Source organism: Pseudomonas wayambapalatensis (assembly GCF_049942315.1).
Taxonomy (GTDB): Bacteria; Pseudomonadota; Gammaproteobacteria; order Pseudomonadales; family Pseudomonadaceae; genus Aquipseudomonas; species Aquipseudomonas wayambapalatensis.
On the sequence record NZ_JBNFMU010000103.1, the window covers coordinates 1 to 21,118 of the forward strand.

19 protein-coding genes, 1 other RNA gene and 1 pseudogene are annotated in these 21,118 nt (G+C 59.6%); 10 read left to right on the top strand and 11 right to left on the bottom strand.

Annotation, left to right across the window (positions count from 1 at the left end):
• Positions 1–40 precede the first annotated feature (40 nt).
• The 3 genes from ACPZMI_RS04800 to radA form a co-directional block, all read right to left on the bottom strand.
• Positions 41–1,030: a FecR family protein gene (locus ACPZMI_RS04800; protein WP_426351793.1), complete on the bottom strand. Its 990-nt coding sequence runs from the start codon at positions 1,028–1,030 to the stop codon at positions 41–43.
• A gap of 68 nt (positions 1,031–1,098) precedes the next feature.
• Positions 1,099–1,602 (bottom strand): RNA polymerase sigma factor, encoded by a 504-nt coding sequence (locus tag ACPZMI_RS04805; protein ID WP_426351794.1) that lies wholly within the window; start codon positions 1,600–1,602, stop codon positions 1,099–1,101.
• Positions 1,603–1,674: 72 nt separating this feature from the next.
• Positions 1,675–3,042 carry a DNA repair protein RadA gene (radA, locus tag ACPZMI_RS04810; RefSeq protein ID WP_186710007.1) on the bottom strand — a complete coding sequence of 456 codons (1,368 nt, stop codon included), beginning with the start codon at positions 3,040–3,042 and terminating at the stop codon, positions 1,675–1,677.
• 179 nt (positions 3,043–3,221) lie between these two features.
• Between radA and mscL the strand changes: the two genes are divergently transcribed.
• Positions 3,222–3,635 (top strand): large-conductance mechanosensitive channel protein MscL, encoded by a 414-nt coding sequence (gene mscL / locus ACPZMI_RS04815; RefSeq protein WP_054894040.1) that lies wholly within the window; start codon positions 3,222–3,224, stop codon positions 3,633–3,635.
• Between the two features lie 55 nt (positions 3,636–3,690).
• Here mscL and ACPZMI_RS04820 read toward each other — a convergent pair whose 3' ends face one another.
• Entirely contained in the window at positions 3,691–4,467 is a 777-nt protein-coding gene (locus ACPZMI_RS04820) for a ferredoxin--NADP reductase (RefSeq protein WP_186668392.1), read from the bottom strand.
• A gap of 203 nt (positions 4,468–4,670) precedes the next feature.
• Here ACPZMI_RS04820 and ACPZMI_RS04825 point away from each other — a divergent pair, with 203 nt between their 5' ends.
• Positions 4,671–5,378, top strand: coding sequence for an autoinducer binding domain-containing protein (locus tag ACPZMI_RS04825; RefSeq protein ID WP_426351795.1), 708 nt, complete (start codon positions 4,671–4,673; stop codon positions 5,376–5,378).
• Between the two features lie 93 nt (positions 5,379–5,471).
• Positions 5,472–6,596, top strand: a complete 1,125-nt coding sequence (locus tag ACPZMI_RS04830; RefSeq protein WP_186709991.1) for a methyltransferase — start codon at positions 5,472–5,474, stop codon at positions 6,594–6,596.
• A gap of 381 nt (positions 6,597–6,977) precedes the next feature.
• Here ACPZMI_RS04830 and ACPZMI_RS04835 read toward each other — a convergent pair whose 3' ends face one another.
• From ACPZMI_RS04835 to ACPZMI_RS04845, 3 genes are read right to left on the bottom strand one after another with little or no spacing between them, the layout of a single operon-like run.
• Complete coding sequence (locus ACPZMI_RS04835) at positions 6,978–7,118, bottom strand: DUF2474 domain-containing protein (RefSeq protein ID WP_063546145.1); 141 nt, start codon at positions 7,116–7,118, stop codon at positions 6,978–6,980.
• A gap of 13 nt (positions 7,119–7,131) precedes the next feature.
• On the bottom strand, positions 7,132–8,139 hold the full coding sequence (gene cydB / locus ACPZMI_RS04840) for a cytochrome d ubiquinol oxidase subunit II (protein WP_186722437.1): 1,008 nt from the start codon (positions 8,137–8,139) through the stop codon (positions 7,132–7,134).
• 3 nt (positions 8,140–8,142) lie between these two features.
• Positions 8,143–9,579: a cytochrome ubiquinol oxidase subunit I gene (locus tag ACPZMI_RS04845; protein ID WP_426351796.1), complete on the bottom strand. Its 1,437-nt coding sequence runs from the start codon at positions 9,577–9,579 to the stop codon at positions 8,143–8,145.
• Between the two features lie 353 nt (positions 9,580–9,932).
• Here ACPZMI_RS04845 and ACPZMI_RS04850 point away from each other — a divergent pair, with 353 nt between their 5' ends.
• Together ACPZMI_RS04850 and ssrA are read left to right on the top strand one after the other, a co-directional pair.
• Complete coding sequence (locus tag ACPZMI_RS04850; RefSeq protein WP_063546147.1) at positions 9,933–10,226, top strand: hypothetical protein; 294 nt, start codon at positions 9,933–9,935, stop codon at positions 10,224–10,226.
• Between the two features lie 105 nt (positions 10,227–10,331).
• Positions 10,332–10,723: a transfer-messenger RNA gene (ssrA, locus tag ACPZMI_RS04855) on the top strand.
• Between the two features lie 76 nt (positions 10,724–10,799).
• Here ssrA and ACPZMI_RS04860 read toward each other — a convergent pair.
• Positions 10,800–11,057, bottom strand: a complete 258-nt coding sequence (locus ACPZMI_RS04860; RefSeq protein ID WP_426351797.1) for a hypothetical protein — start codon at positions 11,055–11,057, stop codon at positions 10,800–10,802.
• A 21-nt stretch (positions 11,058–11,078) separates the two neighbouring features.
• Between ACPZMI_RS04860 and ACPZMI_RS04865 the strand changes: the two are divergent.
• Positions 11,079–11,275: pseudogene (locus ACPZMI_RS04865) on the top strand (transposase); the annotation flags it as partial.
• Positions 11,276–11,299: 24 nt separating this feature from the next.
• On the opposite strand, the gene ACPZMI_RS04870 reads toward ACPZMI_RS04865, so the two are convergent.
• Positions 11,300–12,277: a hypothetical protein gene (locus ACPZMI_RS04870; protein ID WP_426351798.1), complete on the bottom strand. Its 978-nt coding sequence runs from the start codon at positions 12,275–12,277 to the stop codon at positions 11,300–11,302.
• The gene (locus tag ACPZMI_RS04875) at positions 12,274–12,633 is read right to left on the bottom strand and encodes a nucleotide pyrophosphohydrolase (protein ID WP_323453043.1); all 360 of its coding nucleotides are present in this window, start codon (positions 12,631–12,633) and stop codon (positions 12,274–12,276) included. Before ACPZMI_RS04875 ends, ACPZMI_RS04870 begins: the two co-directional genes overlap by 4 nt.
• A 251-nt stretch (positions 12,634–12,884) precedes the next feature.
• On the opposite strand from ACPZMI_RS04875, the gene ACPZMI_RS04880 reads away from it, so the two are divergent.
• The 3 genes from ACPZMI_RS04880 (at position 12,885) to ACPZMI_RS04890 (ending at position 18,711) form a co-directional block, all read left to right on the top strand.
• The gene (locus ACPZMI_RS04880) at positions 12,885–13,469 is read left to right on the top strand and encodes a restriction endonuclease (protein WP_426351799.1); all 585 of its coding nucleotides are present in this window, start codon (positions 12,885–12,887) and stop codon (positions 13,467–13,469) included.
• A gap of 290 nt (positions 13,470–13,759) precedes the next feature.
• Positions 13,760–17,008 (top strand): DUF726 domain-containing protein, encoded by a 3,249-nt coding sequence (locus tag ACPZMI_RS04885; RefSeq protein ID WP_426351800.1) that lies wholly within the window; start codon positions 13,760–13,762, stop codon positions 17,006–17,008.
• On the top strand, positions 17,008–18,711 hold the full coding sequence (locus tag ACPZMI_RS04890; protein ID WP_186670460.1) for a LeoA/HP0731 family dynamin-like GTPase: 1,704 nt from the start codon (positions 17,008–17,010) through the stop codon (positions 18,709–18,711). Before ACPZMI_RS04885 ends, ACPZMI_RS04890 begins: the two co-directional genes overlap by 1 nt.
• Before the next feature lie 352 nt (positions 18,712–19,063).
• Here the strand turns inward: ACPZMI_RS04890 and ACPZMI_RS04895 are convergent, their stop codons facing one another.
• Positions 19,064–19,567: a hypothetical protein gene (locus ACPZMI_RS04895; protein ID WP_186670462.1), complete on the bottom strand. Its 504-nt coding sequence runs from the start codon at positions 19,565–19,567 to the stop codon at positions 19,064–19,066.
• Positions 19,568–20,182: 615 nt separating this feature from the next.
• On the opposite strand from ACPZMI_RS04895, the gene ACPZMI_RS04900 reads away from it, so the two are divergent.
• Positions 20,183–21,118 (top strand): BapA/Bap/LapF family prefix-like domain-containing protein (locus ACPZMI_RS04900; RefSeq protein ID WP_426351801.1); only part of this gene is annotated, 936 nt, incomplete at its 3' end.

Sequence of the window (21,118 nt, forward strand, 5' to 3'; positions counted from 1 at the left end):
GAGCGGGCTTGCCCGCGAAAAGAACATCACCGAGCAAAGGTCAGTAGATCAAGGTCAACCCAGGCAGCTCGACCCGCCGCGCCTGCAGTTCATCGCTCAGCACCCCGCCAACCGCCGCCAGCTGATCAAGGCGAAACACCCCGCTCACCTCGCGCTGCGCGAGCTGCGAATCCACCACCATCAACCTGCCCGGGCGATAGCGGTTGAGCCGCGCCACCACCTCGGCCAGCGGCTGGCGCTCGAACACCAGCACCCCGCGCTCCCAGTCGGTGGCCCGTTGCAGGTTCTGCTCCGGCCAGGGCCGCACACCAGCGGCCTGGTCATAGCGCACGCTCTGCCCCTGCTCCACTACCTGGTCGGCGCGCCCCCGCTGTGGCGGGCTCAGCAAGTCGACGGCAACGCGATGCTCGAGCATCCCGACCCAGCCACCCTCGCCCGCCTGCCCGACCACGAAGCGTGTGCCCAGCGCGCGGGTGGTCGCTCCGGCATATTCGACCACGAACGGCCGCCGCTCGCGCTCCGTCACCGGCGCCGCACTGAACACCGCCTCGCCCGCCAGCAAGCGCACACGTCGCTCGCCATGGTCGAAGGCCAGGGCAATGGCGCTGCGGCTGTCCAGATCGACCAGGCTGCCATCGGGCAGCGTCACCCGCCGCACTTCGCCCGCGCCAGTGACATAGTCGGCTCGCCAGTCCAGCAGCAGTTGCGGCGCCTGCGCCACACCGAACGCCACCACCAGCATGGCCGCCACGCCCGTCATCGCCCGACGCCAGCGCGAACGACGGCGCACTGGCCGCGCAAGCGTCGGCGGCAACCCACGACGCACCGGCAACGCCAGCTCGCTCAAGGCGCCCAGATCGGCCCAGGTTGCCCGGGCAAACTCATAGGCCTGCACATGCCGCGGATCGGCGGCGCACCACTGCGCCAGCGCCCGCTGCTGCTGGTCGCTCAGAGGGCCGGCACTCTCGCGCACCACCCACTCGGCGGCCTGCTCGCGAATTGCTTGCTCGGGCTGGTTCTCGCTGCTCACACGGTTCTCTCGCGATCTGGTTATGTCTGGGCTGACGTCTGAGGGGGCAATTGTCAGTAAACCGTTGGTCATCCGCCGTCCTGCAGGCACTGCATCACATAGGCCAGGGCCTTGGCCAGATGCTTCTGCACGGAGCTGTCGGAAATCCCCAGGTGGCGGGCGACCTCGGCATGGGTCATGCCTTCGAGGCGGTTGAGACGAAAGACCTGCTGGGTGCGCTCGGGCAGCGCTTCGAGCATGGCTTGCACGCGGCGCAGATGCTGCTCGCGGGCAGCCTGCTCCTCAAGCCCCGGGCGCTCTTCGACGATGCCTTCAAGGGCCTCGTGGGGCACCAGGTCGGTCTTGCGCCGCTGCTGCTGGCGCAGGTGATCGATCATCAGGTTGTGCGCCGTGCGGTACAGATAGCCCGGCGTGTTGTCGATGGCTTCCTGGCGCTGCTGTTCGGCAAGGCGCAGGAAACTTTCCTGCACCAGGTCGGCAGCCAGCTGCGGATCACGCACCTTGCGCGTCAGCAGCCCCTGCAGGGTTTTCGCATGCTTGATGAACAAGCGCTTGAGATCGGACTCCGCCACACGCACTCCAGCTGGTGGTCGCAAGGTGGCGGAATGCTACTCGCTACTGAGAATCAGTTGCAAGAAGGTCGGTCATTCGAACAGTGCGTCCAAGGCCTGCTCCAGACGCGTCACCGCAATCACCTGCAGCCCTGGCGGGGCTTCCTTCGGTGCGTTGCCTTTGGGCACGATGGCGCGCTTGAAGCCATGCTTGGCCGCTTCTTTCAGGCGCTCCTGACCGCTGGGCACCGGGCGCACCTCGCCAGAAAGACCGATCTCGCCGAACACCAGCAGGCCATGGGCCAACGGCCGGTTACGCAGGCTCGACATCACCGCCGCCAGCAGCGCCAGGTCGGATGCGGTTTCCAGCACCTTGACCCCGCCGACCACGTTGAGGAACACGTCCTGGTCATGGGTGGGGATGCCGCCATGGCGATGTAGCACCGCCAGCAGCATGGCCAGGCGATTCTGGTCCAGGCCCAGGGTGACCCGTCGCGGGTTGGCCAGGTGGCTGTCGTCGACCAGCGCCTGCACCTCGACCAGCATCGGCCGGGTGCCCTCCCAGGTGGCCATCACCACGCTACCCGGCACCTCTTCCTGGGTACGGTTGAGGAAGATCGCCGAGGGGTTGGACACCTCCTTCAGGCCACGATCGGTCATGCCGAACACGCCCAGCTCGTTGACCGCACCGAAGCGGTTCTTCACTGCCCGCAGCAGGCGCAGGCGCCCGTCCGATTCACCCTCGAAATACAGCACGGTGTCGACCATGTGCTCGAGCACCCGCGGGCCTGCCAGCGAGCCTTCCTTGGTCACGTGGCCAACCAGGAAGATCGCCGTGCCGCTTTGCTTGGCATAACGCACCAGCAGCGCCGTGCTCTCGCGCACCTGGGCCACGCCACCAGGCGCCGACTGCAGTTGTTCGGTGAAGATGGTCTGGATCGAGTCGATCACCATCACCCGCGGCTTTTCCACCCGCGCCGTGGCGATGATGGTTTCGATGCAGGTTTCGGTCATCACCTTGAGCTGGTCCTGGGGGAGGCCCAGGCGCCGGGAACGCATGGCCACCTGCTGCTGCGACTCTTCCCCGGTGACGTACAGCGCCGGCATCTGCGTGGCGATGTTGCACAGGGTCTGCAGCAGGATGGTGGACTTGCCGATCCCCGGGTCGCCGCCAATCAGCACCACCGAGCCATCGACCAGGCCGCCGCCGAGCACGCGGTCAAGCTCGGTGCTGCTGGTGGTGAAGCGCGGGATCTCCTCGACGCTGACCTCGGCCAGGGTCTTGATCTGCGCCTGCTGCCCAGTCCAGCCCGCACGCCCGGAAGGCGCTGCGGCGCCGGCGCTTTCGATCATGGTTTCAACGAGGGTGTTCCAGGCGCCGCATTCGCCACACTGGCCGGCCCATTTGGGAAAGGTCGCGCCGCACTCGGTGCAGCCATACAAGCGCTTGGCCTTGGCCATCGGGTCAGTCTCCTGGGCAAAGACCGCCATGATAGCCCAAGCCCGATGTGCCTCGGGCGCTGCTGCGTGCGACAAAACTATTCGTTCTAATGGCAGTCTGTAGCCCTGAATGCAGCGCATGAAGCGTTTTAGTGGCTTACACTGCGTTTACCTCACCATTTGTTACAAAGGAATAAAACATGGGCGTGCTCAGCGAGTTCAAGGCCTTCGCGGTCAAGGGAAATGTCGTCGACATGGCGGTTGGTATCATCATCGGCGCGGCCTTCGGCAAGATCGTCTCGTCGTTCGTGGGCGACGTGATCATGCCGCCACTGGGCCTGCTGATCGGCGGTGTGGACTTCAGTGACCTGGCGATCACCCTCAAGGCCGCCGAAGGCGATATCCCGGCGGTGGTGCTGGCTTACGGCAAGTTCATCCAGACCGTCATCGACTTCGTGATCGTGGCGTTCGCCATCTTCATGGGCGTGAAAGCGATCAACCGCCTCAAGCGCGAAGAGGCCGTGGCCCCCACCACCCCACCGGTGCCGACGCCACAGGAAACCCTGCTGACCGAGATCCGCGACCTGCTCAAGGCGCAGAACCGCCAGCCGTGACCGAAACGCACCGGGGCCGCGATACGGCCCCGGATAGCGTCGCGCGCAAAGCGCCCTACCAGTAATTCTCCACCGCCACCTGCCCCGGCCGCTTGCTCAGGCTCAGTTGCAGGTCGCGCGCCTTCAGCACCTTGCGTGTCTCGTCGATCATGTCGGGGTTGCCGCACAGCATGATCCGCGAATGCTCCGGCGAAAACTCAAGGCCCGCCGCCCGCTCCAGCTCGCCGCTCTCGATCAGCGTGGTGATCCGCGCATTCAGGGCGCCAGGATGTACCTCACGCGTGACCACCGGAATGAACTGCAGCTTGCCGGCGAACTCGGCCAGGTAGTCGCGCTGCTCAAGCCCGGCGATCAGGTCCAGGTACGCCAACTCCTTGGCTTCACGCACCGAATACACCAGCTTGATGTTGTCGAAGCGCTCCCAGGCCTCGAAGTCCTGGAGGATCGACACGAAGGGCGCGATACCGGTGCCTGTGGCCAGCAGCCATAAGTCGCGGCCACCGACGAAGCGATCCAGGGTCAGGTAGCCGAAAGCCTGACGATCGATCAGCAGTGTGTCGCCCTCTCCCAGCCGGCTCAATTCGCTGGTGAACTCGCCACCCGGCACCACGATGGAGAAGAAGTCGAGAAACTCGTCATGGGGCGCGCTGACCATCGAATAGGCCCGCCACACCACACTGCCGTCGGCCTTGGACACCCCCAGGCGCGCGAACTGCCCGGCCCGAAAACGGAACCCCGCATCACGCGTTACACGCAGGCTGAAGAGGTTCGGCGTCAAAGGTTGGACATCGAGCAGGGTTTGCGAAGTGAACTTGTCGGCACTGGCGGTCATGACGGACTCCCAAGGTGAATACGCCAAGTGTGGCGCAAAGTGACGCGCAGGAACACCGAGGAGCTGTAGGGTCTCGTACAGATCAGGTACAACAAAATCTATATTCAAGCATTGGCTATAGCGAAAAATTTCCTGCGCGTTAGTCAGCTTTTCCTACACTCGGGTGGATGTCGTGAAATTATGGATCCACTTGGAGCAAGAACATGTCGCATTGGAAGCCCGAAAATCTCCATGCGTTGCTGGGTGAGCGGCACCCAGAACGCATGTTCGACCAAGCCATCGCACTCGTTCAAGAGATGGGGATGGAGTACCTCGGGCTTACGCTGCACCTACATGTTCCTGCACAACGTGCCCATGTGATCCTGTACAACAATTTTCCCAAGGAGTGGAATGCCCACTATCAGGCAGATCGCCACTTCATCGAGCAAGACCCTGTCATGGCCCTCAGCCGCAGCTCCACGGCCCCAGTGCTCTGGGAAGACGAACTCTATAAAGAGGCCCCCGAATACCGTAGCCTCGCCTGCAGTCATGGCCTGCGGCATGGGTGGACGCAATCGCTCCACGATCACATCCACGACATCAGCCAGCTCAGCGTGGCCCGCCCCAGGCACCCGATCTCGACACTCGAATTCCTGGCCGAGAGCGCACAACTGTTCTGGCTGCACAACGTGCTGCATGAATTGATCTGCAATCATCACCGCAAGGCGATGGATCCGGCCCCAGCCTTGACCGACCGTGAGCTGGAGGTCACCAAGTGGACCGCTGATGGCAAGACCGCATCAGACATCGCCTGCATTCTCTCGCTGTCGCCGAGCACCGTGAACTTTCATATCCGCAGCGTGATCACCAAGCTCAACGCGTCCAACAAGACCGCTGCCGTCGTGGTTGCCGTGCGTCACGGTTTAATCTGAAACTGCCCGTCATCGGCAAAGCCCTGTAGAATCGAACGTTTTGACGCCTGTGGTCGTCCACCAAAGGCAAAGCCGCATCGAGTCCGTTCCCCCATGCCCCTGCTGACCAGCCCCTTCGCCGAACTCGACCTGATCCGCCAGCCGGAGCAGAACAACGACCCCCTGCAAGCCTTCGACGCTGCCGACGAGTACCTGCTGAGCCATTTGGCAGCCCAGGCACCTCAAGCCGCGTGCCGCGTGCTGATCCTCAATGACAGCTTCGGCGCCTTGGCGGCAAGCCTCGCCGGCCACGTGCAGGTGACCAGCAGCGGCGACTCCTATCTGGCCCACCTGGCCCTGGAGAAAAACCTCGCGCGCAATGGCAAACCTTACGACAGCGTGCCCTTCGTACCCTCCAGCGATCATTGGCAGGGGCCGTTCGACCGCGTACTGATTCGCGTACCCAAGACCCTCGCGCTGCTCGAGGAACAACTGATCCGCCTGCAGGGCAAGCTGGCACCCGGCGCCGAAGTGATCGCCGGGGCGATGATCAAGCACCTGCCGCGTGCCGCCGGCGACCTGATGGAGCAGTACATTGGCCCGGTCCAGGCGTCGCTTGCGCAGAAAAAGGCCCGCCTGCTGATCGCCACGGTTGGCGAGCGCCCCGTCGCAGCTTCGCCCTACCCCACCCGCTACCGCCTGGACAGCCCAGCGCTGGAGCTGGTCAACCATGCCAACGTGTTCTGCCGCGAAAGCCTGGACATCGGCACCCGCGCCTTCCTCCCGCACCTGCCGCGCAACCTCGGCAGCGCCCGGGTCGCAGACCTGGGGTGCGGCAATGGCGTGCTGGCCATCGCCAGTGCACTGACCAACCCGGATGCGCACTACACGCTGGTGGACGAGTCGTACATGGCCGTGCAATCGGCGCGGGAAAACTGGCAGGCGGCATTGGGCGATCGCGCAGCGGACATCCACGCCGATGATGGCCTGGCCGGGCAGCAGAAGCAGTCGCTGGATGTGGTGCTGTGCAACCCGCCATTCCACCAGCAGCAAGTGGTCGGCGACTTCCTCGCCTGGCGCATGTTCCAGCAGGCCCGGGAGGCGCTGGTGGTCGGCGGCGCGCTGTACATCGTCGGCAACCGCCACCTGGGCTATCACAGCAAGCTGTCGCGGTTGTTCCGCGGTGTGGAGCAGGTCGCGGCGACGCCAAAGTTCGTGGTGCTCAAGGCGCGCAAGTGATCGTAGGGCCAACTGTCTTGTAAAAAACCCAAAAGCCAGTCCAATGTCGGGTCCAGGCTTAGGGTTTGAAACAAGCCAGTCTTCTGTGGGACCCAGTCCTCTGTGGGAACCAGTCTTCTGTGGGAACCAGTCTTCTGTGGGGAACCAGTCTTCTGTGGGGAACCAGTCTTCTGTGGGGAACCAGTCTTCTGTGGGAACCAGTCTTCTGTGGGGAACCAGTCTTCTGTGGGAGCGGGCTTGTCCCGCGATCACCGGCGCAGCCGGTGCCATGCACCGCAGTATCCTTTTCGCGGGCAAGCCCGCTCCCACAAGGACCGGGCTGGCCTTTAGATTTTGAACAAGGAAGGTGCTCCTACCAGGACAACAAAGCCCTTACCCGGCTCAATGCGTACTCAACCCCGCCGCACTCATGAACATGCGCATGCCATAGGCCACGATCCCCAGCGCCGCGACACTCAGCGCCCAGATCAGCACCAGCCAACCCAGTCGCTGCCACAGCGGTTTCTTCTCCTCGATATCCATCGCCCGGCACTCCCTAGTGGTAGCCGTCGTCGTGGGTCACCTTGCCGCGGAACACGTAGTAGCTCCAGAAGGTGTACCCCAGGATGAACGGCAGGATGAACAGCGTCCCCACCAGCATGAAGCCCTGGCTCTGCGCTGGCGCAGCGGCATCCCAGATCGAGATCGACGGCGGGATGATGTTCGGCCACAGGCTGATGCCCAACCCGCTGTAGCCCAGGAAGATCAGCACCAACGTCAGCAGGAACGGCGTGTAGTTGGCGTTGCGCGCCACCGCCTTGAGCAACCCATAGAAGGTCACCAGCACCAACACCGGCACCGGCATGAACCAGATCAGGTTGGGCATGCTGAACCAACGATCGGCGATCTGTGGATAAGCCAGCGGCGTCCACAGGCTGACGATGCCGATCACCACCAGCAGCACCAGCGCCAGCGGCCGCGCCAGGTCGTGCATCTGCTTCTGCAGCGGCCCTTCGGTCTTCATGATCAGCCAGGTGCAACCCAGCAGCGTATAGGCCACGATCAGCCCCAGGCCACTGTAGATACTGAACGGCGTCAGCCAGTCAAACGCGCCACCCGCGTAATGGCGGTCGACCACCTTGAAGCCCTCGATGAAGGCCCCCAGCGCCACGCCCTGGAAGAAAGTGGCCACCAGCGAACCCCAGATGAACGCCTTGTCCCACAGGTGGCGCTTGTCGGCCTTGGCCTTGAAGCGGAACTCGAAGGCCACGCCACGGAAGATCAGGCCCACCAGCATCAGGATCAGCGGCAGGTACAGCGCCTCGAGCACCACCGAGTAGGCCATCGGGAAGGCCCCGAACAGCCCCGCCCCGCCCAGCACCAGCCAGGTCTCGTTGCCGTCCCATACAGGCGCGACGGTATTCATCATCACGTCACGGTCACGCTCGCCCTTGACGAAGGGGAAGAGCATGCCGATTCCCAGGTCGAAGCCATCCATGACCACGTACATCATCACCCCGAAGATGATGATCACGGCCCAGATCAGCGGAAGATCGATACCCATGGCTCAGTTCCCCTTGTTCAGGCTGACGGCGTCGTGTTCCGTGCCGTCATCGGCAGCCGACAGCGGCCGCGCTGGCGTGCGTTTCTGCCCCGGACCTCCCGGTGGCTGCGTATCGCCCTCGCCGGTATGCGGCCCTTTGCGCACCAGGCGCATCATGTAGCCGATGCCGGTGCCGAACAGCGCGAAGTACACCACCACGAACATCACCAGGGTGAAGCCGAGCTGTCCGTAGCTGTGGTTCGACACCCCGTCCGCCGTGCGCATCAGCCCATACACCACCCACGGCTGACGACCGATCTCGGTGGTGAACCAGCCTGCGAGGATCGCGATCAACCCCGACGGCCCCATCCACAGCGTGAGGTAGAGGAATGGCCGCGAGCTGTACAGCGTGCCACGCTTGCGCAGCCACAAGCTCCACAGCCCCACGAAGATCATCAGCAAGCCCAGCCCGACCATGACCCGGAACGACCAGAACACGATGGTCGAATTCGGCCGGTCTTCAGGCGGGAACTCCTTCATGGCCGGTACTTGCTTGTCCAGGCTGTGGGTCAGGATCAGGCTGCCCAACGCCGGAATCTCGACTTTGAAGCGCGTGGTCTCGGCCTGCATGTCGGGGATGCCGAACAGGATCAGCGGCGTCGGCTCACCGGGCTTGTTCTCCCAGTGGCCTTCGATGGCGGCGATTTTCACCGGCTGGTGCTTGAGCGTGTTCAGGCCATGGAAGTCACCGATCACCGCCTGGATCGGCGCAACGATTAGCGCCATCCACATGGCCATCGACAGCATCTTGCGCACCGCCGGATTATCCCGCCCGCGCAGCAGATGCCAAGCCGCCGAGGCACCGACGAAGAACGCCGTGGCCACGAACGCAGCCGTGGCCATGTGCATCAGGCGGTAGGGGAACGAGGGGTTGAAGATGATCATCAGCCAGTCGACCGGCACCACCCGGCCATCGATGATCTCGTGGCCCTGGGGCGTCTGCATCCAGCTGTTGGAGGCGAGGATCCAGAAGGTCGACACCAGCGTGCCGAGCGCCACCATCACCGTGGCGAAGAAGTGCAGCCCACGCCCCACGCGGTTCCAGCCGAACAGCATGACCCCGAGGAAACCGGCTTCGAGGAAGAAGGCAGTGAGCACTTCGTAGGTCAGCAAAGGCCCGGTGACGGCGCCGGCAAAATCGGAGAAACGGCTCCAGTTGGTGCCGAACTGATAGGCCATGACCAGCCCCGAGACCACCCCCATGCCGAAGTTGACGGCAAAGATCTTCGACCAGAAGTGGTAGAGGTCGCGGTAGACGTTGTCGTTGGTCTTCAGCCAGAGGCCTTCGAGGACCGCCAGGTAGCTCGCCAGGCCAATGGTGATGGCCGGGAACAGGATGTGGAAGGATACGGTAAACGCAAACTGGATTCGGGCGAGCTCCAAGGCCTCTAAACCGAACATAGTGCTTCCTCTTCAGGTAATCCGGGCGTCCGGGCTCGTGACCCTCGCGCTCACTGCCCCCACGGTGATCGAGTGCGCTGTTGTCGAATTGTTCTGTTCGATCGCAGGGATTCTGGCCAGGCGGCCAACTCGTTTCATCTGGAACGATTGATCCAGATCAACGACTGTTGGAAAGCATAGTCCCGAATGCCAGGGCAGGCTGTGTGGTGGTTTGCCGCGTGACCGGTTGCCTCACCCTCTTTACTCGCGACGGGTTTGGTGGATCGCCCGGTCAACCCCGATGGAACCCTTGGCCAATGGCCACAGTCCACCTTTCAGGCCCACCTTCCAGAGGCCTTCACCAGGAGACACCCATGAAAGGTACAGCGCTTTCCGCCCTCTTCGCGGCCGCCACCCTGCTGGCCTCGCCTGTATTCGCTGCCGATGACTTGTGCGCGATCAACCTGCAGAAGATCAACGACAGCATGGCTACCGCCGGCGCCACGTCCGAAGGCCTGGACAAGGCCCTCACCGAGCATGTCGACAAAGCCAAGGCCGCCCAGGCCAGCGGCGATACCAAGGAGTGCATCGCCATCACCAGCAAGGTGCTGGAGCGCCTGGAAAAGACCGAGAAAGGCAGCGGCTCGGCCGGCGGCAGCGGCGCCTGAGCCGCTCTGTTGCAACGGGCGGCGGCACCAGCAGTCGACGCCGCCCGCGCAAAGGCGTATACTCGGCGGCACGTGTCGAGAGATACGTCAGCTAGAGCTGAGTGTGGGGCCGATCAGGATTCGACGCCGGTAGCGAAACTCTAGGTGCATGCCGAGTTGGTAACAGAACTCGTAAATCCACTGTTGCAACTTTCTATAGTTGCCAATGACGAAAACTACGAGGGCTACGCTCTCGCTGCGTAAGCAGCTGAGCCCGCTCTCCTGGTAGCTTCGGCTCCAGCAATCATCAGGGGATGCCTGTAAACCCGAAATGATTGTCATACAGAACAGGATCGTCGTGTAGCACGTTGGGGGCAAAGCGACTAAAACTTACCCAACTCGTCCAAAGCACCCTGCCCGTCGGGCGGCTGCGGATTAACTCAATAGACACGGCTAAGCATGTAGTACCGACAGCGGAGTACTGGCGGACGGGGGTTCAAATCCCCCCGGCTCCACCAAATCCGAAACAGAAGAAGACGCCCTTGGGCGTCTTTTTTTGTGGCTGGGACTCAGTGCCTCAACGGCAGCACGCCATCACCTTTCCCTCTCCTCGTTCATAGCCTCCAGCTTGGCGAACTGATCTCTTGCCAGCCCGCTGATGATCCGGATCGCTTGATGAATGCCCGCTGTGTTGCGAAAGCTCAGTTGCGGGTTGTGCTCGCATTCCAGCATCTCGTCATGCTGGACCAGCGCCTCCCCTAACAGCTCGAGAGTCCAGACGTAGCTTTGGAGGGTGGACAAGCGCTCACGGTCTGAATCGCCCCTGGTTTCGTAGACAACTTCAAGCCTCATAATGAAGCCCACAGAGGTGCCATGAGTCGTAAGCGTTACCCCGAAGAGTTCAAGATCGAAGCGGTCAAGCAGTGACCGAGAAAGGCAGACCTGTTGCCGATGTTGCCCAGCGTCTAGGGATGCCCGCTCACAACCTTTACGCCTGGATCAAGCTCTACACCACGCCCCAAGAACAGTGCCAGCAAGACGATGATCAGCAGGCTGAGCAGCATAAGCTCCACAACCATCAACTTACAATGTCGTCACTCCAAATCAGCCAGTACACCAGGCTCGAACCCATGGGCATCCAGATGCCAATCAAAATACTTCCGATTTTTCCTGCTCCAACCCCTCACCTGCGTGCCAAGCACCTTCTCCACGTAGCTCTCCGTAGCCTCGGTCATTACACGCGAAGGATGTCGGACGACCTTACCGTTCCTGACAGCGAGATAGCCATGCTCGAACAGCGGATCGCAACCCAGTCGGCACATGGGGACAGCAATGTTCTCGATATCGAGCTTTTCCTTCGTGCTACAAGCCGATCGCTTCTTGATATGTGCTGCCACCAGCAGGTGCCTGGGGAACTCGTTTAGGCAAATGCAACAGTGGCCAGTGGGCTTGCCTTGGAAGAGGTGACGCACGATGTACTTGTGCTCCAACCGGGTAGGTCGTGTCCCCATTCCATCACTCGACTGGATGTCTCGACGCGCCTCATCCAGCGTGACGTGGTCAGGGAAGTAATCGTGGTCCAGCTCCGGATAACGATCCAGAATGGCTGCACTTTGCACATCGTCGTAACCAGAGAAAGACCGATCCTGCCCACTGTCGGCTAGTGCCTGAATGGCTTTGAAACGAATAGCGTGATGACGAACGTCAGTGACGAAGTAGATGTTCTCCCAGGTTTTTCCAGCCCCAGCATCTGCCCAGCCCCAGAGCCTCAAGGCCAACTCGCGATTGTGTGTGCGATGGGTAAAACATGCACTAACAGTGACGACGGTTTCGGTATTGAATATAACGGTGTCGCCCGGCTCCATGGCGAGCCAGGCATTTCTGGTTCTGGGCGAGGATAACCCCCAGATGCATAACTTGCCTGCGGGGTAGGCTTTATACAGATCTGCCAGTAACTCGGGCTCCAGCAGGTCCGCGATATCGTCGAGCAGCACTGGGTTAAGAATGGTTGTCTGCAAGTTTTTGCGAGCAATCGGCTGCGAGCAGGGCTGATAAAACACTCGAGGCGTCATTCGCTTCGCCTCGAGTACTTGACGGCATTGCCCTTGGCTTCACTGACCGGATATTTCTCTGCGTTCCGCTTGAGCTTGGCCTGGGCAACGGTCTCAAGGTCGACGTTCAGGCGATCCGCCAGACGCACCAAGTACAGCAGCACATCCGCCATCTCTTCTTCGATTGCCTCGAGCGCCTCTGGCGAAAGCGCATTACGCTCACTTTGCTCTGGAGTCAGCCACTGGAAACGCTCGAGCAACTCGCCGGCTTCGCCGGACAGGGCCATTGCTAGATTCTTGGGTGTATGGAATTGATCCCAGTCGCGCTCGGTGGCGAACGCGGCCAGTTCAGTCCGCAGGGATTTCAGGGCATCCATGGAAGGAAATCGCGCGCATAAATGTAGGAATGCGAAACGGTATCCCGTAGGAATTTTCCTGTCTACAACAACGCTTCGCCCCCCACTACAAGGTCAGTCCCCCGCTCCCCAATCACCAAACAAGCTGCCATCGTATTCCCCCCGCGGCATCACCGAAGCATCCACCACTCGCAACCGGTTCACCCATAAACCCTCAACGCTCAATCCACCACCACCTCTTCATCCCGGCCCATCTTCGCCGTCCCGCACTGATGCCAAAAACCACCGCCGAGGTGCGCAAAACCGCGCCATACCCTGCCTACCCCCAGCCCAGGCACCACCTCCCCGCTCACCAACCGGCAAACGCTCGATGGTTCCCAACGCAATCGCTGGCAGACGACCTCCTCGCCCAAGTCCGCGCCGCGTCGCCGACATTCTTCGAGCAATTAGTAGTCGATCTCATGATCGCCATGGGCTACGGGGGTTCACGCAAAGAGGCCGGCAGCGCAACCCAGCAAACCAACGACGATGGTATCGACGGCATCATCAAGGAAGACAAACTCGGGCTGGATGTCATCTACCTGCAAGCCAAGCGCTGGGGTAACACGGTGCATCGGCCGGAGATCGACAAGTTCATCGGGGCGCTGACCCGTAAACGCGCCCGTAAAGGCGTCTTCATCACGACATCCGACTTCTCCGCCGGAGCCCGCGACGCTGCCTTGAGCCTGGACATCAAAGTAGTGCTTATCGATGGTGCCGAACTCGCCGGCCTGATGGTCGATTACAACCCGGGCTGCAGCGTTAAACAGGTCTACGAAGTGAAGCATCTGGATAGCGACTACTTCATCGAGGACTAACTGCGCTGTGGCGTTGATCGCCTGCCCATGCGCCTGCGCCGATCTCCGCAGCGAATCTGCGTCGTGCCTGCTCCAGGCATGGCAATCTGCCACCTAAACGAGGTAAATTCCCTTCCAGGCATCCACACGAAACCCGGTTCACGATCACAAGGAAGTTGCAGCTATGGACCAAGCCAAGGACTCCCTCCTCAGGCGCCAGACCTCATCGCGTCTGTGTCTGGAGTACTCAGTCTCCCCCTCTCGGCCAATACCGCCCCACAAGCAGCACGCCTGCAGATAGGGAGCCGCCGATGTCCCTGCCATTCCTGTTCCAGTCGTCGCCGTCCTCCAGCACCAACACGACCGAAGCCAACATCTTCATCCACGGCTACAGCGCCGGGCACAACGACGAAGATAAGCAACTTCTGCTTGAAAGAATTCCCGCGCAACTCGGTAACTTCATCAATATCTTCGCCTTCTGGCCGTCAAACCATTATCTGCACTTCGACACCGCGTCATTCTGGTCGCTGGGTGCAGGCAGCCTCAACCTCGTCCCGCTGGGCACTACCGGGGGCTTCGGTCCTTCCCTGGGATTGGTGGGGGCTGTGGTCAAAGACCGAATGAAGAATTTCAGCGATGCCCGCGCTCGTGCCGAGAGCATGGGGGTTGTGCTGCTCGACCAACTGAAAGAGTACCTGCGCAACAAACACCCTCAGGTCGAAACCATCAACCTGATCGGCCACTCACTTGGCGGTCGGGTGGTGGTCAGCAGTCTGAAGAGCTTCTCCAAAAGGCATCAGTTGACAATCAACGATGTACTGCTGATGGCCGCGGCAGTCGAGGTCTCAGCCATTGAAGCGAACCAGATGCGCAAGCGCCTGCAAGGCAGGATGATCAACGCGTATTCGAAGACAGACCGGACGTTGCTGCTCAATTGGGGCGAAACCTGCCTGGGACGCAACGTGGTCGAGCACTTCGAAAGCGTCGAAATGAACGACTTCGGTCACACAGATTACTGGGAGCGACTCCCCGAGGTGTTAACCGAAACACGCTTCAAAGCAATTACGCCGAACGCTCCTGAGCCGACCCTCGCTCATGCTGACCTTTTCCCGCCAACGCAGGCGCCCGAAAAATCCACCGAAGAACCCTACATGACTCTCGAACTGAACAGCCCCCGCGAGGTTTACCAGCAAATCAACGATGAGTTGGCCCTGATCATCGGTGAGCTGAGGCACTCTTCGGACGACGAAGCCTTGAACCTGGCCAGGAAGGAAGCGCTGCGGCGTCTCACCGAACATCGTACTGCGCTGTTCGATCGATTGGCGGAACTGGAGAAGAACGCTGAGTGGAACACCTTCACCATCGCTTTCTATGGTGAAACCGGGGCAGGCAAGTCGACACTCATCGAGACGTTGCGGATTCTGCTGCAGGAGCCAGGCAAGCGGGCGAGCCAGGAGGCCTTCCGCAAGTTGCACGAACAGTACGAACTGACTGAAGAAAACCTCCAGCGCTTGCAACAAAGCATTGAGGAGACCGAAGCGCGACTTGATGAACTCACGCGGCAGTTGACCGCCGCAGTGCAGCAGTACGAGCAACCCTACCAGCAGGCTCGCGATGCGTTGGATCAGGCCAATGCCCAGTCCAGCGAGCTGACACAACGATTGGACAACACGCTCCAGCAACACGAGCACGCGCACAAAGATGCTCTAGCTGCCGTTACCCGTTTGCACAGCCTTCTCGCCGAACGTAAAAGCACGGCTTCGCTCTGGCAGAGGCTGCTGAACCTGTTCAGAAAAATGCCGGAAGAACTACAGCTCAACGATGCCACTGCCCGGTTGGCCACCGCCACGGCAGCACGCGACAGCGCTGCAGTGACACTGGACACCGAACGGCAGAAAGCCGAGCACGCCCGCACTGAACTCGAGCAGAAGTTAGCCGAAGTCACCCGTGCACGCGACGATGCTTGTACGGCGCTTACCGCTCAACAGGCAGCGACTACTGAGCAGCAACGGACGCTCGTACGACAGCGCCTGGAAGTTGAAACTCAGTTGGTGCAACTGGTGACCGAGCTGAAGCTCCACGCTGACGGGCAGATCATCGGTGACGGTAGTGCCGACTTCACGCGCAAAACACAGCGTTACGACCTCGAACTGGACGGCCACCCCTTCGCCTTGCTGGATGTACCGGGTATCGAAGGCAAGGAAGGGTTGGTACTGGAGGAAATCGAGCGCGCCGTACAGATAGCTCACGCCGTATTCTACGTCACCAACCAGGCAGCACCTCCGCAGACGGGCGATGGGCAGAACGTGGGCACGCTGGAGAAGATCAAGAAGCATCTCTCTGCACAAACCGAAGTCTGGACAATCTTCAACAAGAAGATCACCAGCCCCAAAAACTCCCTGAACGGCCGACCGCTGGTTTCCGAAGACGAAACCACGAGTCTTGCTGGCCTAGATCAGAAGATGGCCGAGCAGCTTGGCAAACACTACCGGGAGGTGTTCGCGCTGACCGCTTTGCCAGCATTCCTTGCCTCGACCCATCACTTCGCGCCGGGTTCATCGAACGCCAATCGTCGGGCCAAGGTGCTCGCGGACTTTGGTGCCGACGAACTCCTGGAGAAGTCCCGCCTGCGAGGCTTCCTGCAGTTGCTCGACGAGCAATTGATCCGTGACGGCCAGTCCAAGATCATTCGGGCCAACTTCAACAAGGCCAATGAAGCACTCACTGACACCACCGGCACGCTCTCAGGTGTTCAACAAACGCTTTCGGCGCTGGCGGCCAAACTCAACGAAGAAGAGCAAAGCGCCAAGAGTCAGTTGAACAGCAGCTTCAGTGCGCTGAAGAAGCGCCTTGAATCATCAGGCGAGACCTTGATCCACAGCTTCGCCAGCAAGGTGCGAAACAGCGTCTATGCGAGGATCGAAGGAGACATCAGCAACGATGCTTTCAAGGCGGCCCTGAGCGAACAGCTTGAGGAACAGCAACACGCGTTGGGCAAGCAGTTACCCAAGGTCATCAACGTTGAAGTGAGCACCTACCAGAAGGCTGCCGAAGATATTCTCAAACGATTCGAAAAGCATGCTCAGGAACTGACCGCGAGCTATGGAAAGCTCGGCAGCATGAAGTTCAATCAGCCGTTCAAACTCAATATCAAAATCGACAATGGCATCAAGGTTGCGGGACTGATCGCCAGCCTTCTGGGAATCGCAGCAGCCCCCTTCACCGGCGGTGCCAGCCTGTGGTTCGTAGGGGCTTCGGTACTGACCGCTTTGATCTCGGTTGGCAAAGCGATCTGGGGCGCATTCGATTCCGACTTCAAGAAATCTCAGCAACGCCAGGCAACCGATAAAAATCTGCTCAGCGCTACCGAACAACTGCGCAGTGCATTACGTGAAAATCTGGAAAGCGCGATGAGCGAAATGCAGAAGACGATCGAGCAACTTGATCGGGCGCTGGAAGCACCTGCCAAGCAAGCTTCCAGCCAGGTTGAAACGCTGGCGCGCTCCACCAAACGCCTGAAAGTGCTCTCCCGCCAAATCGAAATCGCAGGAAAACTGTAATGGAAAATACCCTCAAGACATTCAAGGCCCAACAGGCCGACGCACTGTCGCTGCTCGAACGGTTGCAAGGTTTTCTCGACCAGGGTGCAAAGGCCGGCGTGCCGATCGACGGGGCCCTGAGCAGCAAGTTGAGGAACGCCATCAACAGCGTATCCGGTGAAAAACTCAAGGTCGCGCTGATCGGAGGTTTCTCCGAGGGCAAGACATCGATTGCGGCAGCCTGGATGGAAAAGCTGGATAAATCCAGTATGAAGATCAGTCATGCAGAGTCCTCTAACGAGGTGAAAATCTACGAGGTCGATGATGATTTCGTACTGATCGACACCCCGGGCCTGTTCGGTTTCAAGGAGCAGGAAAACGCCGAAACCCATGCCATCGAGAAGTACAAGGACATCACCAAGAAGTACGTGAGCGAATCTCACCTGGTGCTGTACGTGATGAACTCGACCAACCCGATCAAGGAAAGCCATAAGGAAGACCTGACCTGGTTGTTCCGCACCTTGGGTCTGCTGCCGCGCACGGTGTTCGTGCTCAGTCGCTTCGATGAGGTGGCTGATGTTGAAGACGAACAGGACTATCAGTCCAATCTGCAGATCAAGCGCGATAACGTCACGGGCAGGCTTCGCGAACAGATTGGTCTGAGCGATCAGGAAGCAGCCGATCTTTCGATAGTTGCAGTAGCTGCCAATCCCTTTGACCTGGGGGCCGAGCACTGGCTGTCCAACCTTGAAGAATTCAAGGCGCTGTCACATATCGCAACCCTGCAGACGGCGACCACAGCGAAGATCGAGCACAACGGTGGCAGCGCTGCGCTGGCCAATGAAATGCGCACCAGCGTAATTCGCGATGTGCTCAACAACCAACTGCCGATCGCTGTCGAGAACGACCACAAGGTTTCCCTCGAAGTCAGCAAGCTCGACGAGCTCAATGGTCGGTTAGGTAAGCAATTGGCAAGCACCGGTCAGCAGATCGAAGAAGCACGTATCAGCCTGCGCGAGTTTGCCACGCGCTACTTCGCCGATCTGATCCTGCAGGCCAAAGGCTGTAGCCTTGAAACGTTCACCGATTTCTTCGAACGAGAGGTCGGTGCCGAAGGCATCATCCTCGCTACACGGCTGCAAAACGAGTTCAGCCGCCAGACCCAGTCGATCACGCTTGAGGTCGAGAAGATGCAGGTTGGCTTCGACAGTGAGGTCAATCACTTCAATACGACGGTCAAAGCTCTGGGGAAACAAGGCATCAACCACGTGCTCAAGGGCAATCTCATCAACAACACCACGGTACTGGCCGCTCGAGATGGCATCTCGACAATTGCCAAGACGGTTGGCATGGACATCGGCAAGTACCTGAAGTTTAAACCCTGGGGCGCGGTGAAATTCGCCAAGGGCGCCAATGGTGCCCTGGCTTTGCTGGGTGTGGCACTCGAAGCGTGGGACAGCTGGGAGCAATACAAGCGCGAAGAAGCCTTCAAGAAAACCATTGCAACGATGGTCGACAACTTCGAAAAACAGCGCCAGGACTTCATCGCTCTGGTGAACGCTGAACGTTTCAAGGAAGAATTCTTCCCCGACTACCTTCAGCTCAATACTCGCCGACAAGAGCTGCAAAGCAATCTGGATGAAAGCCGGGTGCGTCAACAGCTCTTCCAGGCATGGCGGGTTGAAGCTGAAACCATCGATGCTGAGTTCAGAACGTTGAGCTAACCGCCCCAATACCCACACAGGGCAGACAGAAGCCTGGGCTACAACCCCAGGCTTCATCGGCTCATGCCCTATCGTCGATAGGGCACTGCAAAGCGCCCTGTTTGGAAGGCCTTTACTTTGAAGAGCTAAAAGCAACCACGTTGTCCGGGGGTTGCCACGGAATACCACCGGTGGATAACCGCTCTTAAAGTCCAAAGTGGCGCTGAATGTCGACCCTTGACCGGGTTTATCCACAGGCGTAGAACTGGCCGTGCGAGCGCTGTCGATGACAGCAAACCAGGTGGCCCGAGCCTTGAAGGTCACGCCGCTCTCGCGGTGGATCTCTCCCAAATGGCGATTCGCATCCGGCAACTTATGGATCAGCCGACTTTATCATTTGAGTCGCGAACTTCCTCATGCGGCTCAACGTATCTGTTGCGCATTCATTGCACACGCTCTTTCGCTCGGTTCGTAGCGTTGTCGTTTGCCGATCATCTGTTGCTACAGTGTGGAACTCAAAGCCGTCCGAGCACCAGCGCGTATCGCTGGTTTGCACGGGAATACGGCCCTCGTTCCGACGCGGCACGCTGGGTTGTTTGATCCGGCGGTCAGGCAGCAGGTTGTAATCACGCATGACCCGGTAAACCCGCTTAACATTGATCGCCGGTAGCGACCTGGTTTCACGGGCGCGATGCCGCAATCCCCAGACTCGACGGCAGCCATAGTTGGGCAGTTCGCTGACCTGTTGTTGGATTTCGGCCACCAGTTCAGCGCCCTTCACAAGCCTGCTTCGCCGTACTTTGGGCGATGCCGATTGCTTGATTCTAACCGCTAGTTGCGAGCGCGCCACGCTGAAACATTCGCTGACCAGCTTCACGGGTCGTCCCGCGGCAACAAAGGTGAGTGGATAAACCATTTTCGCGACCGGGCTATCTCCACGGCCGCTTTGAGGATTTGCGCTTCCATTGTTTTTTACCCAGCATCCGTTGCAGTTCACGGATCTGCTTGAGCGCATCGCTCAGCTCTGAGGCCGGCACTACAGCTTCTCCGGCACTGTGTCGTCCCGGTTCAGCTTGGCATTAATGCCGTTGCACCGAGCCACCACCGACACGTTTTGTCCTGGCTCAAGGCTCTCGCGAACCTGGCTAGTTTTTGCTCCGGGCTCCAGCAACGGTGCCGCTCCTGGCCCAAAAGCTCCCCCGTTTGCCTATCCCTTGCCGTAAGGGTGAAACGGTGTCTTGTCTTTCAGGGTGCTCGTTCATTCGGTTTCATTAGACCACTACAAAACCACCGTAGGAAATTTCCTACACAGTAGTTTATCTGCATATTTTAATATCTTATAGGGTGCGCGCCGAATGAGGCCACTCAGCTACTAACAGGGTCTGACCTTTCCGTTTGAATTATGGTGTGAGGTTTTATTACGCCATTATGCTCACCTAGATCAGAGAGGGGCTGAACGGAAAGCTTTCTTGGCATTTTAGGAAGAACGTACATGTCGAAAGTAATAATTTTTGATAAAAACACTCAAACACAAAATTTGGTCGAAGGCCCGGAAGTAACATTGCAGACGGCATCCGTTGTCATCGTTAATGCAGGGCAACTCTCCGTCAGGCAAATGACTCGCAGCGGCGACAATTTGATTATTGATTTTCTCGACAAAAAAAGGTTAGTGATTAAAAAGTTCTTTGACGATCGCGATAGCAAAGAGAACTCCCTGGTCTTCAATGATAATGGGCAATTGACAGAAGCCGTTATTCAAGAGCCCGCACTTGCAAATCAGCCACTGGGGGTCAGCTACGAACCGTTTCAGCAAAGCGCACAAAATGCACAGGGTGCCGACTCCGTGCTGGGTAAAATCAGTTCATCATTCAATGATCTTTCGCCATTAACTAAAGGCGCTCTATTGGGTGGTGCAGCCTTGGGGGTGTTCGCATTAACTCAATCAGGTGGTGGAGGGGGGGGAGGGCACCGGGTTAACACCGTAAAACCGAATACCACGGCTCCAGAACCTCCACAGGTTAAGACAGCCACTAAAGCCGACGGTACCATGGCTGTCACTGGCAAAGGAGCTCCTGGCTCGCGCATTGACTTCACCTTTCCGGATGGCTCAAAAATTAGCGTGATAGCCGGGAACGACGGGAGTTTCAGTTTTGCAAGCAAGGTGCCGCAGCCCAATGGCTCTTTTACGGCGACGGCAACGGATAGCTCGGGGCGCACCAGCAAAACGCTGACTGGAAATTATACGGCTGACCCAAGTGCCGATACATCCCCTCCTCCCCCCCCAACAGGGTTGACCGTGATCACCAAGCCCACTGGGGGTATCGGAATCACCGGTAAAGCCGAGCCCAACAGCACGGTCAACGTCACCACACCGGACGGCAAGACCCACAACGTAAAAGCCGGCCCCGACGGCAATTTCAAGCTGGAT